This is a genomic window from Thermofilum pendens Hrk 5, assembly GCF_000015225.1.
In the GTDB taxonomy this organism is placed as follows: Archaea; Thermoproteota; Thermoprotei; order Thermofilales; family Thermofilaceae; genus Thermofilum; species Thermofilum pendens.
Genome location: NC_008698.1, coordinates 550079 through 563006, shown reverse-complemented (window position 1 = coordinate 563006; position 12928 = coordinate 550079). Strand labels below are relative to the sequence as shown.

At 54.3% G+C, this 12928-nt stretch carries 14 protein-coding genes; 4 read left to right on the top strand and 10 right to left on the bottom strand.

What is annotated here, in order from left to right; translation table 11 throughout:
* Positions 1–88 precede the first annotated feature (88 nt).
* Positions 89–664: a 50S ribosomal protein L6 gene (locus TPEN_RS03170; RefSeq protein WP_011752278.1), complete on the top strand. Its 576-nt coding sequence runs from the start codon at positions 89–91 to the stop codon at positions 662–664.
* A 9-nt stretch (positions 665–673) separates the two neighbouring features.
* On the opposite strand, the gene TPEN_RS03165 is transcribed toward TPEN_RS03170, so the two are convergent.
* Both TPEN_RS03165 and TPEN_RS03160 read right to left on the bottom strand, forming a co-directional pair.
* The gene (locus tag TPEN_RS03165) at positions 674–1453 is read right to left on the bottom strand and encodes an isopentenyl phosphate kinase (protein ID WP_011752277.1); all 780 of its coding nucleotides are present in this window, start codon (positions 1451–1453) and stop codon (positions 674–676) included.
* Between the two features lie 11 nt (positions 1454–1464).
* Complete coding sequence (locus TPEN_RS03160; protein WP_011752276.1) at positions 1465–2478, bottom strand: polyprenyl synthetase family protein; 1014 nt, start codon at positions 2476–2478, stop codon at positions 1465–1467.
* 14 nt (positions 2479–2492) lie between these two features.
* Between TPEN_RS03160 and TPEN_RS09755 the strand changes: the two genes are divergently transcribed.
* Positions 2493–2699, top strand: a complete 207-nt coding sequence (locus TPEN_RS09755) for a hypothetical protein (RefSeq protein WP_148677913.1) — start codon at positions 2493–2495, stop codon at positions 2697–2699.
* Between the two features lie 249 nt (positions 2700–2948).
* Here the strand turns inward: TPEN_RS09755 and TPEN_RS03155 are convergent, their stop codons facing one another.
* Complete coding sequence (locus TPEN_RS03155; RefSeq protein ID WP_011752274.1) at positions 2949–4286, bottom strand: tRNA(Ile)(2)-agmatinylcytidine synthase; 1338 nt, start codon at positions 4284–4286, stop codon at positions 2949–2951.
* Positions 4287–4410: 124 nt separating this feature from the next.
* Between TPEN_RS03155 and TPEN_RS03150 the strand changes: the two genes are divergently transcribed.
* The gene (locus tag TPEN_RS03150; RefSeq protein ID WP_011752273.1) at positions 4411–4842 is read left to right on the top strand and encodes a secondary thiamine-phosphate synthase enzyme YjbQ; all 432 of its coding nucleotides are present in this window, start codon (positions 4411–4413) and stop codon (positions 4840–4842) included.
* Positions 4843–4875: 33 nt separating this feature from the next.
* Here the strand turns inward: TPEN_RS03150 and TPEN_RS03145 are convergent, their stop codons facing one another.
* The 5 genes from TPEN_RS03145 to TPEN_RS03125 form a co-directional block, all read right to left on the bottom strand.
* The gene (locus TPEN_RS03145; protein ID WP_011752272.1) at positions 4876–6990 is read right to left on the bottom strand and encodes an acetate--CoA ligase family protein; all 2115 of its coding nucleotides are present in this window, start codon (positions 6988–6990) and stop codon (positions 4876–4878) included.
* Positions 6991–7118: 128 nt separating this feature from the next.
* The gene (locus tag TPEN_RS03140) at positions 7119–8189 is read right to left on the bottom strand and encodes a branched-chain amino acid ABC transporter permease (RefSeq protein WP_052885079.1); all 1071 of its coding nucleotides are present in this window, start codon (positions 8187–8189) and stop codon (positions 7119–7121) included.
* The gene (locus tag TPEN_RS03135) at positions 8174–9067 is read right to left on the bottom strand and encodes a branched-chain amino acid ABC transporter permease (RefSeq protein WP_187146350.1); all 894 of its coding nucleotides are present in this window, start codon (positions 9065–9067) and stop codon (positions 8174–8176) included. Before TPEN_RS03135 ends, TPEN_RS03140 begins: the two co-directional genes overlap by 16 nt.
* A 5-nt stretch (positions 9068–9072) precedes the next feature.
* The gene (locus tag TPEN_RS03130) at positions 9073–9789 is read right to left on the bottom strand and encodes an ABC transporter ATP-binding protein (protein ID WP_011752269.1); all 717 of its coding nucleotides are present in this window, start codon (positions 9787–9789) and stop codon (positions 9073–9075) included.
* A 4-nt stretch (positions 9790–9793) separates the two neighbouring features.
* On the bottom strand, positions 9794–10555 hold the full coding sequence (locus TPEN_RS03125) for an ABC transporter ATP-binding protein (RefSeq protein ID WP_011752268.1): 762 nt from the start codon (positions 10553–10555) through the stop codon (positions 9794–9796).
* Between the two features lie 189 nt (positions 10556–10744).
* On the opposite strand from TPEN_RS03125, the gene moaA reads away from it, so the two are divergent.
* Complete coding sequence (moaA, locus tag TPEN_RS03120) at positions 10745–11767, top strand: GTP 3',8-cyclase MoaA (RefSeq protein WP_052885078.1); 1023 nt, start codon at positions 10745–10747, stop codon at positions 11765–11767.
* Here moaA and TPEN_RS03115 read toward each other — a convergent pair.
* Positions 11727–12473: a P-loop NTPase gene (locus tag TPEN_RS03115; protein ID WP_011752266.1), complete on the bottom strand. Its 747-nt coding sequence runs from the start codon at positions 12471–12473 to the stop codon at positions 11727–11729. The two genes, moaA and TPEN_RS03115, sit on opposite strands and share 41 nt — an antisense overlap.
* Positions 12473–12913, bottom strand: coding sequence for a hydrogenase maturation nickel metallochaperone HypA/HybF (locus TPEN_RS03110; protein ID WP_011752265.1), 441 nt, complete (start codon positions 12911–12913; stop codon positions 12473–12475). Before TPEN_RS03110 ends, TPEN_RS03115 begins: the two co-directional genes overlap by 1 nt.
* Positions 12914–12928 lie beyond the last annotated feature (15 nt).

Here is a 12928-nt window from a genome sequence, read left to right as displayed (position 1 = left end):
TACGTAGACTAGGACTAGCCTAGCTCCCGCTATCTCGGCGAAAAGGTTTAAATGGAGATCTATAGGAGAGCTTTGGAGGTGTGGTAGTATGAGAGTGTTGCAGAAGACGGAGAGTGTGCCTATACCGGAGGGCGTGAAGGTACACGTAAACGGGAAAAGGGTCGAAGTGGAGGGACCTTTGGGCAAAGTGGAGAAGGACTTTTCTCACGCTAGGAGGATCTCGATACGCGTAGAGGGGAACTCCGTAGTTGTTGAGACTTTCCACGCGACGAAGAAAGACTATGCGCTCGTAGGCACTATAGCCTCAATAATAAACAACATGATCATTGGCGTCACGAAGGGCTACAGGTACAAGCTGAAGATAGTCTACGCCCACTTCCCGATGAGCCTAAAGGTTGAAAAGGATAAGATCATCATCGAGAACTTCCTAGGGGAGAGAGGCAAAAGGATAGCCGGGATAATGCCTGGAGCCAAGGTGAAGATCGAGAAAGACGACGTAATAGTTGAGGGTATAGACCTTGACGCCGTAGCCCAGACAGCCGCCAACATACACCTAGCAACCCACCTGCGCGGTAAGCGTGCGCTCAGCCCCCACGGCCGAGAAGGAACAGGTCCAGGCATACTGGACGGTATCTACCTGTACGCCATAGAGCACTTGAAGTAGGCGTGTTCTTTAGGCCTTCACGACGGTGTACGGTGCTTCTTCACCTTTAACCATCTTCTCTATGAAGTTGACGCCGCCGATGCACACCCTTACCCCGTTTTTCGCCGCGTAGAAAGCCTCTGCGAGCTTCTCCCTTAACCCGCCGGTAACGTCTACTCCGTGAGTTCCACCCACCGTCAGTACGTCGTTCTCTGCTATCTCCCGCAGGAGGCGCGCATCGGGACTTCCAGGAGGCTTCGAGTAGACGCCCCCCGCTCCCATCACGTAGACTAGGCTTTTTGCTCCAAGCTCGACGGCTATTCTAGCCGCTAGGGTGTCTCCGGAAAGTATCGAGAAACCTCTCGACAAGTCTATCACTGCGTCTCCGTAGAGCACAGGTACCAGTCTTCTCGCGAGCATTTCCCGGAGGACGTCTAGGCTTATCCTTGAAAGTTTTCCGCCGCTATTCACAGCTATAGCCGATGTTTGAAGAGAAACGGCCGGCACGTTCAGCCTTAAAAGGTGCTCCACGACCAGGGTGTTTAGCTTCGTCATCCAGTACCTCGTCTCCGAGAAGCCGCGCACCTTCTCAGGGGATAAGCCTCCCTCGTGTAGCCTGTACTTAGCCGCGGTGGGGTGTCCGAAGGAGCCGCCTCCGTGGACGAGCACGATATCGTAGCCTTCTCCGTAGAGCTTTGCCAGCGCGGCGGACGCTGTCTTCAAGTTGGAGCTTCGGACTGTGTACGGCTTAGATTTATCGGTAATCACAGATCCTCCGAGCTTTATCACCGTAAGCATTGCCGGGTTCAAGGCGCTTACCCTTAGAACTCTCTCTTCTCTATGAACACTGCCAGTTCTTCGAGCATGTCCCTGTACTCGCTTCGCGGAAGCTTCTCTAAAGCCTTCAAGGCGCGGGATACGTAGTCCCTTCGCAAAACCTCGGCCTTTTCGCGCGCATTCGTTTCAGAGATTATACTTATAGCCTCTTTCACTTCCTCCCAGGACACGTCCTCCTTCCTCAGTATGGCGAGGAGCCTCTCCTTGTCCCTCGTCTCCTCGAGCGCTAGGAGCACCACGACATTTCCCAGCTTATGCTCCTTAATGTCTCCTCCAACCCTTTTCCCGGTTTTCTCCTCTTCGCCGAAAATGTCTATTATGTCGTCTCCCACTTGGAAAGCCATTCCCAGGTTGTACCCGTACTCCCGTAGAGCCTCGAGGATCTCTCCTCTTTGCCCCGCCGAGAGGGCTCCGAACACGCAGGATGTCTCTATGAGCTTCGCCGTTTTCCTCTCTATCATGCGTAGGTAGTCATCAAGCCTCACCGCTCTATAGCGTTGCTCCACGACGTACGGCTCGTCGCTCCTCCCCGACTGCTCGAAGAGTATGTCCAGCCTCTCCCCGTCAGTTAGGAGCTTTATTGTCTCCGCCATGATGGCGTGGAAAACGGGCGGCTCTGGCGTATCGTTCAAAGCCTCTGTTATGCTTTCCCTGTAATGTACGGCTATGAGTATCGCGGTGCTTATGCCGTACTTTTTCCACACGGTAGGCTTACCCCTGCGGAGCTCGCTGTGGTCGATTATATCGTCAAGTATGAGGGAATAATTATGCGCAAGCTCTACAGCCGCGGCAGCCGGCAACGCGTTCTCCTCTTTACCGCCCACTGCCAGCGTGCTCGCTATTGTAAGAGCTGGGCGAACCCTTTTCCCTCCCATCCTCACTTGGTAAAGAACAGCGTCCTGGAACTCTGGGCTAGCGCCCCTGAGCAGGTACTTTTCCATAACGGGGTCTACTAGAGCACCTATCTCCCCGAGCCTTTCAAGTACGCGAGCCGACACGCAAGAAGGAAGTCATACAGGCTAAAAGCTTTTTCTATAGCTCGCGCGCGACGCTTAAGGGTGACGAGCTCTACGAGGCTAGGCTCGCCGAAGCCTTGGACGCGGTCGAAGAGTTCCTCGCCTCCGTAGGAAGCGTCCCAGCGAGGGTCGAGGAGGACGAAAGGCTGATAAGAGAGCTGGAGGAGGAAGCCGAGGAGTTCAAAAGGCTCGGCTTAATATAACCATTTTTTCTCCCCCTCTCTTTCTTTACTGCAGGTTACCGCGCGAGATCCTGTTGTTATAGATCGGGAAGGGTCCTCTCTTCACGCAACCATCACCTCACAATAGAAAGAATTTTTAGCTCGACATCGAAAAGACTTCTCGATGATGAAAAGAGAGTCAACAGAAACGATGAAGAAGAACAGCTTCTGAGCACCACTGCACGCGCACTTTTATTCGTTAGGCCCAAGGAACGGCCCTTCGCATTCAAACTACATGAACCACATTCCGCTGAGCAACACTTTGGTTGCATCTACCGGCCGTAGTCCCAGAATCTCGGGAGGTTTCGTTAAGTGTCTGTAGGCAGAGGGAGATTGGAAGTACGTTCCCGGCTCAAGCGTCCTCGGAGCGACTCGGTATATCTTTGCGGCTTCTTTGGCCCTGTAGCCGCACTTAGGGCACTTGTAGCCCTTACCCTTTCCGGCCGAAGTCATTCTCGAGCCACACTTGGGGCAGAGGGGGTTCAGCCGCTTTACGTTTAAAGCGGGCTTGATCAACCTGAGGTACTCGGCGTTCAGCACCAGGCCATCTTTTTTCATGACGCCTCCACCCACCTCTACCAAGTCCCCCCTGGATAGTAGCTTTGCCACTCTGTTCAGCCTCCCGGTCTCCTTGTAGAACGCTATCTGTAGGCAACCCGTTTCGTCGCAAACATTCACAATGACATGCCCCCCGCTAATCACGGTAGGTTTCTCGGCGACAGAGCCCCTCACGACGACGGAGTCATACGGCCTTACGAGGGCTACCGGTTTATACCTCTGCAGATGGGCGCTGGTGCCCTGGTTAGTTTTAAACAAGAGATAGCCCGCGTGGGATATCTTTTCGAGCACATCTACCGCCACGTTTACGAGTATCTCTGGGTCGAGGCTTCTCAGACCGAAGATTACGGGGTCCGGTCCGTGTGGTACGGCTAGGACTCTGCGAGAAGAGTAGTCGTACGTCGCGAATACCAGCGGGCGGTACTTTCTGTCAAGCTCCAGTAGTAGATCCTCCGAGATGTCTCTCGACTCGCTACGCTCCTCCGGGCTCCTGTATACTATTAGCTCGTAGGTGTAATCTTCTAGCGGGTAAGCCCCCAGCGATGCAACAGCTCCCACGAGCCCCCTAGGTCGCTTGCTACGAGAGTACAGCAACTTCACGCTTTCACCTTTGAAGCGTTCCAGGACACTTCTAACGTAGCTGGATGGGATGAACTCCGTCAAAGCCCTAAGGTACACTGATCTAAATGCGCGAGGCACATCCCCCTTCACCAGGATAGCGGCAGGATCTGTTTTGCCATGCCTCTCTGAAAGATCGTCGAGAGCGCGCACTACGGCCTCTTCAACCCTGGGCACCAATTCTTCTTCCACTAGGAAGTGAATGGCTACTGCACCGTTACCCCTGGTCTTCAAGGGTACGTTAGGGTTCAGCCTAACCAGGTACGGCAGGTCAGCGAAGCCGGCACCGATCCTAGAGGCTTCCCTTACTATGGCGAGCGCTACAAACGTTGTACAAAGCCCCAGCGGAGAGTCCGTGTCGTCGAGCCCTACGTGGACGCTCGTAAGTCCCATAAAACCGAGATACCTAGCTACTCTGGTCTTAAAAAGATCACGCAAGGAAAGCCTAAGCAAAAGTGGTTCTCCTTTCTCTCTTTGCTCCACGAAACGTTTTTTCCACCCTGCGGGGAGTAGACCTGTGGGCAACTTCAAAGTAGTAGTCAGAGAAATCTCCCTCAGCACTCGCAGGAAGCTAGAACTGATCGACATAACGGCCCAGGTCGAGCGGGTAGCCGCGGAAAGCGGGATACGGAACGGTGTTTGCCTCGTCTTCGCTCCTCACGCGACAGCCGCCATAATAGCTAACGAGCACGAAGAGGGATTACTGAAAGACATAGAGGGCAAGATTTCCGAGCTTTTCCCCGTAGACCAGCCGTACCTACATAACCGGATAGACGATAACGCCCACGCTCATATAGCTTCCAGCTTTATCGGAGCCTCGCTAGTGCTTCCAGTGGTGAATGGCAGGCTTCTCCGCGGGACATGGCAGAACATCTTCTTGGTAGAGCTGGACGGCCCGAGATCCTCTCGTAAGGTTGTCGTGGAGGTTATGGGAGAAAGCTCGGACTGATATACTGCTTAAGCCTTTTTCTCGTATCGCGTGCTAGCGCTGTACGAGGGTTACTTTGACGTCTACCGCAATCCCTCCTTTCCCTCTCTCGTATACGAAGAACGGGTTGATGTCTATGTCCTCGATCTCCTCTACGTCGCAGGCGAGTTTTGACAGCCTTATCAGAACGTCGACAACCTTTTCGTAGTCGGAGGGGGGTTCTCCTCTGTATCCTTTGAGCACCTTGTAGATCTTCGTCTCTTCGAGCATTTCGTAGGCGTCCTCCAGGCTCAGGGGAGCTACGCGGAAGCTCACATCCCTGTAGAGCTCCACGAGGACTCCTCCGGAGCCTACCATTACCAGCGGTCCGAAAATGGGGTCTCTGTGCACGCCCAGTGCTATCTCCTTGCCTTTCTCCGCCATCTTCCTAACGATGATACCGTTAACCCTGGCGCTGGGAGCTTTCTTGGATACATTGTCGAGTATCTTGCTGTACCCCTCGGCTACCTCGGCGTCGCTTTGAAGCCCTACCAGTATACCGCCGATGTCGCTTTTATGGAGGATGTCGGGGGACTCCACCTCGAGAACCACGGGGTACCCGATCTCTCGCGCTATCCTCACTGCTTCCTCGGGGCTTTTAGCGATCTTCTTCGCTAAGACCGGGATCCCATAGTACCCGACCAGCGCCGCGGCCTCCGAGGGCGTTAGCGTCGTTCTCCCCTCCTTCAAGGCGCTCCTAACCACGTGGCGCGCAGCTTCGACGTCAACGCTTACGGCTACCTCGGTCCTCCTGTCGAGTTTTTCGAGCATGTGTTTGTACCTGTAGATGGCGCCCAGGCTGGACGCCGCCTTCTCGGGCGACTCGTAGCACGGAATACCGTTTTCGGTAAGCTTCCCGCACGCCTCGTTTACCTCTTCGCCGCCTATGAACGACGCAAGAACTGTCTTCTTGCTTTCCGTCTCCCGGACAGCCCTTAGTAGCGCTTCCGCTATCTCCTGTGGGTTCGTTATGGCTGTGTGGCAGTAGAGTACCAGCACGGCGTCCACAGAGTCATGCATCAACAGGTCTTTGAGCGCGCCGTAGTACTGTTCCGCGTCTGCCATGCCCGTGAGGTCTACGGGGTTGAAGACGCTCCCGAAGGGCGGCATGTGCTTCCTCAGCTTCTCGGCTAGGTCCTGGGGTATGTCCATCAGCCTGATTCCATAGTCTTCCAACGCGTCGGTCGCCATTATACCCGCTCCTCCGCCATTCGTAAGCACAACGACGTTCTCCCCTCTCGGAATGTGCGTCTTCGCGAAAGCAGTCGCCCAGTCGAAGAGCTCTACGAAGCTACGCGCAAGCAGGATACCCGACTGCTTGAACGCCGCCTCATAAGCTGCGAAGCTCCCTGCAAGCGAACCCGTGTGCGATTTGATGGCGCCTATGGTTCTTACACCTCTACCCGCCTTGAGTACGATTATTGGCTTCCGCCTCGCTACGCGGCGTGCAGCCTCGAGGAACCTTCTCCCGTCGCTCACCCCTTCCAGGTATGCGGTTATAACCTTGGTGTACTGGTCTTCCCCGAAAAACTCTACAAGGTCTGTCTCATCAACATCGGCTTTGTTGCCTATGCTGACCAGGTCGGAGAGCCCTATGCCCTTCAGCTTCGTCCACCCTACCAGCGCTATTCCCAGTGCTCCGCTCTGCGTAATGAAGGCTATCTCCCCCGGTTTAGGTAGCCCTTGACAGAAGCTTGCATTTACTCTCTTCACGGTGTCGCATATCCCGACTATGTTCGGGCCTAGGAGTCTCATCCCGTAGTTCTTCGCTATGCTCGCTATGCGTTGCTCCAAGTCTACGTTCCCAATTTCCTTGAAGCCGCTCGTTATTACGGCAACTGCCTTAACACCCTTTCGACCAGCGTCCTCTAGAACTCCCGGAACGGCGGGGGCTGGGACCGCGACAACCACCAAGTCGACCTGGTAAGGTATCTCCGAGACGGATTTATAGCACTTCAAGCCCAGTATCTCGTCGGCATTGGGATTTACGGGGAAAATTCTCTCCCGCGGGAACCCTGCCTCCAAGAGGTTCTTAACGACCTGGTAGCCTATCTTCTCGGGATTCCGCGACGCGCCAACAACAGCTACGCTCTCCGGCCTTAAAAGCCTCAAGATACGTTCGTCGATCATCGAACCGCCGGTAGAAAGCCGCTTTACAACTAAATAATTTTTCTATTGTAAGCGCCAGTATTATCGTCCCACAAGCCTTACAAACTCGCACGCGAAAGCGACGTCCTCTTCCCTAGTGGTTTTCTGCTCTAATCGGGCTTTGGCACAGTGTGTCGTGGCGATAGAGCCCGGCGTAGGGCGCTTGGCAACGTGATTGCTGGTTTCTCCGGAGCAATGCCTTCCGGCTTTTTCATTACTATGAGGATTAAGGCTACGCCGAGAATAACATAGGAAGCGTAGTTCGGGTCGAACGGCAACGCTAAGTACTGCTTCACGAACTGTATAGACCTGTCTACCGCTATGTACGTTGCCGGGCCTACAAGTGCCCCGTAAGGGTTTCCTCTCCCACCAATTATCACCATCAATGCTACCAAAAACGTTTTCGAAATCGTGAAGTCGTCCGGGTTTACAGACCCTACGTAGAACGCATAGAGCACACCGGCAACGGCTGCCATCCCGGATCCCAGAGCCATTACGGTCATTCTCATCTTGGCTACGTCTCTCCCGAGCACAGAAGCCGCGAGTTCGTTGTCCCGTATAGCCCTCAAGACTCTCCCGAAAGGCGACCTCGAAAGCCTGTAGTAGGCTAACCAAATCGCAAAGGCGATCGAAGACGATAACGCCAGGAGGACTACCTGCTTCAATGGAGGAGGTATCCAAGCGAGGAAGTCTACGACGCCGGCTCCGTAAGTACCGCCTACGAGGGGTTCGTAGTTCCTGGCGACCACCCTGATTATCTCACTGAACGCTATGAGTAACATTCCCAGGTAGTCTTCCCGGAGCCTTAAGGCAGGGTATGAAGCGAGTACTCCCAGCAGAGCGGCCAGGGGCACGGCTATCATAAGGGGAACAACGAAGAGTATAACGCCGAGCTGAGGAGAGTTGACGAGTGCTTGCGAGACAAGCGTAGCGTAGTACACGCTTTTCAGCTTGAATTCTCCCTCCATGGTGATCCCTAGAAGAAGGGTTCCAAGCCTGACGGAGAGAGCCCCTACGGAAAATGCTCCAACCGCGAAGAAGGCGGACTTGGCGAAGTTAGGTAGCCCTAGCTCCCCGTATTCGAGGTTCAAAGACGATGCTAGGATAACGTACACCGAGTACAGAACTCCTAGGTCAACTAGGAACATTAGGGGGTCCATTTCCTCTACCTCTTGCTCCACAGCCCGGCGAGTCCTCTCGGGGATAGAAGGAGCACGACGGCGATCGACAAAAAGGAGACGAGCGCCCTGTAGGACGTGCTGAGCCCCAGGGAGGAGAGGAAGTACGTGGCAGCTATCTCGGAAAACGAGATAAGGTAGGCTCCTACAAGGCTTCCCGCAAGGCTACCCAAGCCTCCCACCGTGACTGCCGCGAACATCGATAGGAGAAGTGAGAAGCCAGTATCCGGGTTTACCACTATCTTGAAGGGTAGGAAAACGCCCGCCGCTGCCGCAAAGCCCGCCGAGAGCATCCAGCTGTACGCGTAAACCTTCTTAACGTTTATCCCTAAGGTCTGCGCCAGCTGAGGATTCTCTATAGCCGCCCTCATGGCGGTCCCCGTCTTTGTCCTGTAGAGGAAAACGTATAGCAGGACGAGCAAAGAGAGAGTAGTGATCGACGAGTACACAACGACGCCATCAACGTGTAGACCGAGCAACGCTAGCCTAACGTCATTGAACATGAAGCCTCTCCCGAACGTCTTCAACAATCTCTGCATAACGTCAGCGTATATCTGCACGCTGTACCTCAGTATGAACTCAAGCGCCATTGAGACTATCATGAGTGTTACAAACGAGGCTTTGTCTCGCAATGGATCGAAGACGAGAAAGTAAACGGCTAGCCCTACAAGCGCTCCGCCTGCAAAGGCTACCGGGATGAAAGCATAGGGAGTCACGTTTAGAACTTGGCTAAGCGTATAGGCTATATAGATGCCTATAACCGCGAAGTCGCCGTGAGCAAAATTCGAAACCTCCGTCGTCAAGAGCGTCAGCGAGAGTCCAACCGAGAGAAGGGCTAGAAGGTTCCCGTAGACCAGTGCATCGACGAGTAGCGCCAGCATGAGCATCACCCCTGTATTCCCAGGTAGAGCGCCACCAGGTCCTTCCTGGCTAGTAGTTCTCCAGCGTCGCCATAAAACCTGGTGCGCCCGGATACTAGGAGGAGAGCTTTTTCCGCGATCTTCAAAGCCCTCCTAGTGTCCTGTTCTACCAAGATCACGGTGATCCCCAGCCCCTTGTTCAGCATCCTTATCCTCTCGAAGACATGCTCGACTACCTTAGGCGCCAGCGCCGCGCTAGGCTCGTCGAACATTATGAGGCTTGGCTTCCTTACGAGTTGCATGGCTAATGCGAGCATTTGGCGCTCCCCACCGCTCAGCGTTGTGGCCTTCCTGTTTAGAAAGCCGCGGACTTCCGGAAGGAAGTCGAGCACCTCTTCGAGCCTTCTCTCGAAATCCTCCCTTGGAAGGTCGTACCCGGCGAGCACGAGGTTCTCCCTTCCTGTTAACTCTTCGAACACGTTCCCCGTCTGCGGTAGGTAGCCCATGCCCATGAGAGACCTCTTGTGCGGAGCAAGCCTCGTGATGTCGCGTCCATCGAAGAGCACCTTGCCGCCGAGCACGTCGGCAAGCCCAAAGAGCCCCTTCAGTAGCGTACTCTTACCGCTCCCGTTTGGACCCACTACGGCTAGGAATTCTCCTTTGTCTAAAGTGAAGGAGACGTTACTGACTACTTCCATGCCGTTATACCCAACGCTCAAGCTGTCCACAGCTAGAAGCGGCACGATGCTACCCACCCAGCAGAGATTCCACTACCATGGGATCTTCGAATACTTCGTCAGGAGTCCCGCTCGAGATCACCGTTCCCTGGTTCATCGCGTACACAAAATCAACATACTTTGACGCCAAGTCGAGCCTGTGCTCCACAATAAGGAACGAGACCCCTAGCTCGTCTCTCGCTCTGCGCAGAGCCTGCATTATCTCGTGTGCCAGCGCTGGGTTGACTCCTGCTAGTGGCTCGTCGAGAAGCATCAGCTTTGGATCACTCATCAAAGCCCTTGCAAGCTCTAGAAGCTTCATCTGACCCCCGCTGAGCGCGCGCGCCGGGGCGTCCCAGAGGTGGTCCAGCTTGAGAAGTGAGAGTATCTCGAAGGCCTTCTGCGCCTGATCCCAGTCCTTTAAGGCCCAACTGTTCGTGAAAAGTATGCCAAGCGCGTCCTCCTCCAGGTACAGCCGCGAGGATACGAGGACATTCTCCAGGACGCTCAGGGACGTGAAGAGCTGCGGGACTTGGAATGACCGCGCGATGCCGTACCGGTACCTCTCGTGAGGGTAAAGCCGCGTAATATCCCTCCCCTTGAACACAATCCTCCCGCTATCTGGCTCTATAACTCCACTAATGATGTTCAGGAGCGTAGTTTTCCCGCTCCCATTAGGGCCTATTAGCATCGTTAGCGTTCCTTCACCTAGCTCTAGGGAGACGTCCTTCACAGCGGTTACCCCGCCGAAGGACTTTCTCACGTGCTGAACCGAGAGTAGTCCCTTCTCCATCTACGTTCCTCGCGTCTTTCTTTAGTGATTTCTTAAAACTTACGATACAAGCGTTGAACACCTCTAAAGCCATTAGAATCCTCCTACTTTAAGAAAGTTGCTAAGCTTTAAATAATTGAGATACGAGGCCGTTGTTTTCAGACAAAAATAACGCATATAAGTAGCATGCAACATTTTTCTGCGAGGTACGTGCTTGTAGACAGATTTGGCAGGCCGCTTGAGAATCTGAGAATAACGGTGACACCGCAGTGTAACTTTAACTGCGTATTCTGCCACGGTGAAGGAGAACCACCGAATAACGCACTGCTATCTGCTTCGGAGATAGTGGAGGTTGCCAGTGTTGCGCACAGCCTGGGAGTGGGTACCTTCAAGCTTACGGGTGGAGAACCCCTACTCAGGAAAGACTTGGAGAGGATCGTGGCAGGGCTGAAATCCTTTGGAAGAGGCGTCGAAGTCTCCTTAACTACTAACGGTTTCTTCCTGGAGAAAAGGGTTCCCAGCCTCGTCGAAGCAGGGCTAGACAGGGTTAACGTAAGCCTTCACGCCTTTGACCCTGAGGTGTTCGAGGGTGTTACACGAGTAAAGGGGTTCGAGAAAGTTTTGAGGGGGCTGGAAGCTGCCAGCGAGTATGGGTTACCGGTAAAGCTCAACTTTGTGCTAACAAAGCTCAACGCCGGGCAACTCGGCGAAGTACTTGACTACGCGTCTAGAAAGGGGTTCAACGTGAACCTCATAGAGCTTATTCCAACGGGTAAGGGGGGCGCCGTGTTCGATGAGCTTTACGTTCCCGTAGAGAACGTCCTCCCGCAACTAGAAGGCATGGCGCGCAAAGTGTACACGCGCCCACTGCAATCCAGACCTGTCTTCGAGCTGGAGACAGGCATAAAAGTAGAGGTTATCGCCAATTACTGCAACCCGGCGTTCTGCTCTATGTGCACAAAGCTCAGGCTAACGCACGACGGCAAGCTAAAGCCATGTCTCAACAGGAACGATAACCTCGTAGACTTAACGCCGATCCTGCGGGACGAAGGGGGCGACAAGCTGGAGAGGCTGAGAGAGGCGTTTCTCATCGCAAACTCCAGAAGAGAGCCTTTCTTCAGGTTTAATGGGGAGAAGGTGACTTCCTTCAACGGTAGGATTGTCTGCCCAGTCCGCCGCGTAACTCTGCTCTCTAACGCGCGAGGACCTCGGAGAGAAGCCTTACCGCGTTGAAGAAGGTCTCAGCCAGCTTCACGTTGCGCTCCGAAATTGCGGCTTCCATCTTCTCGTCAAACGGTATTCTTGCAAGCGCGATGATCCCGAACTCTTCCTCCAAGCGTTCAACGTAGCTCTCCTCGCCGACCGGGGAAACGTAGTTAACGACTAAGCCACCCACGTTCACCCTTTCTTCTACCAGGAAGCTCAGAAGCCTCCGCACGACGGAGTAGGAGAGGGCGGAGGGCGACGTCACGACCAAGAAAGTGTGTGCTAGGCTCTTCAACACTCTAAGCGGGACTATAGTCTCGTCTCCCAGTCCCGGCGGCAGATCCACCACTAGGAAATCCTTCTCCCCCCAGTCTACGTTCATGAGTAGCTCTGCAACCAGCGAGGTCTTAGCGCCGCCCGAGAGGGGGAGGGGGAGGTCTCCAAGAAAGAACTCCACAGTCATCAGCTCGACACCGCCCGCGTTGACAGGCCTTATTCCGTGCTTCGACCCTGAAGGGCGCCCTTCAGGCTTCAGGATTCTCGCAGACGAAGGTCCGTGTACGTCTAGGTCTAGCAAACCCACCCTGTAACCTTTCTCGGAGAGAGCTAACGCCGTTGCGGCTGAAACCACGCTTTTCCCGACGCCTCCCTTTCCACTTCCGAAAACTACTACGCGCTTAACGCTGGAAAGCCTTCGCCTCGCTGTCCGCAGGAACAGGAGATTGTTATACATCATCGTTCACCCTCGACGGCCTTTACCCTTAGGGAGCTAGTCATGTCCGCCCAGATGTCGCGGCTACCGCACCTGGGACACCGCAGAAAGCCGTGAATAACTGCCGGTATATAGTGAGTAGGCATGTCGAGCGTTCCTTCTTCGTCTGGAATCGCGTATTCGCCGAGCCTTTCAAGTGCACGCCGAGCTTCTTCAAGCGAGAAAGTGTATCCGCACGAGTTACAGGTAAACCTCGCCGGGACTTTCTCGATAACCAGCGTAGAACCCTCGGCTATAGTATTCTCTGTTAAAACGCTATATGCTTCTCGCAGGATATCTTCCTCGAGTTGCGAGACCTCGTTAACTTCGACAACAACCCTGCTTATGCGAGAAAAACCGTTTCTCCCGGCAAACTCCAGTAGAGCCTCTACGACTGCCTGCATAAGACTCCATTCATGCATTCCTGAGTACCCCCG

Coding starts and splice junctions, on each gene's coding strand:
- TPEN_RS03170 (WP_011752278.1), top strand. CDS start 89: ATGAGAGTGTTGCAGAAGACGGAGAGTGTGCCTATACCGGAGGGCGTG.
- TPEN_RS03155 (WP_011752274.1), bottom strand. CDS start 4,286: ATGGGACTTACGAGCGTCCACGTAGGGCTCGACGACACGGACTCTCCG.
- TPEN_RS03145 (WP_011752272.1), bottom strand. CDS start 6,990: ATGATCGACGAACGTATCTTGAGGCTTTTAAGGCCGGAGAGCGTAGCT.
- TPEN_RS03135 (WP_187146350.1), bottom strand. CDS start 9,067: ATGCTGGCGCTACTCGTCGATGCACTGGTCTACGGGAACCTTCTAGCC.
- TPEN_RS03125 (WP_011752268.1), bottom strand. CDS start 10,555: ATGGAGAAGGGACTACTCTCGGTTCAGCACGTGAGAAAGTCCTTCGGC.
- TPEN_RS03115 (WP_011752266.1), bottom strand. CDS start 12,473: ATGTATAACAATCTCCTGTTCCTGCGGACAGCGAGGCGAAGGCTTTCC.
- TPEN_RS03110 (WP_011752265.1), bottom strand. CDS start 12,913: ATGCATGAATGGAGTCTTATGCAGGCAGTCGTAGAGGCTCTACTGGAG.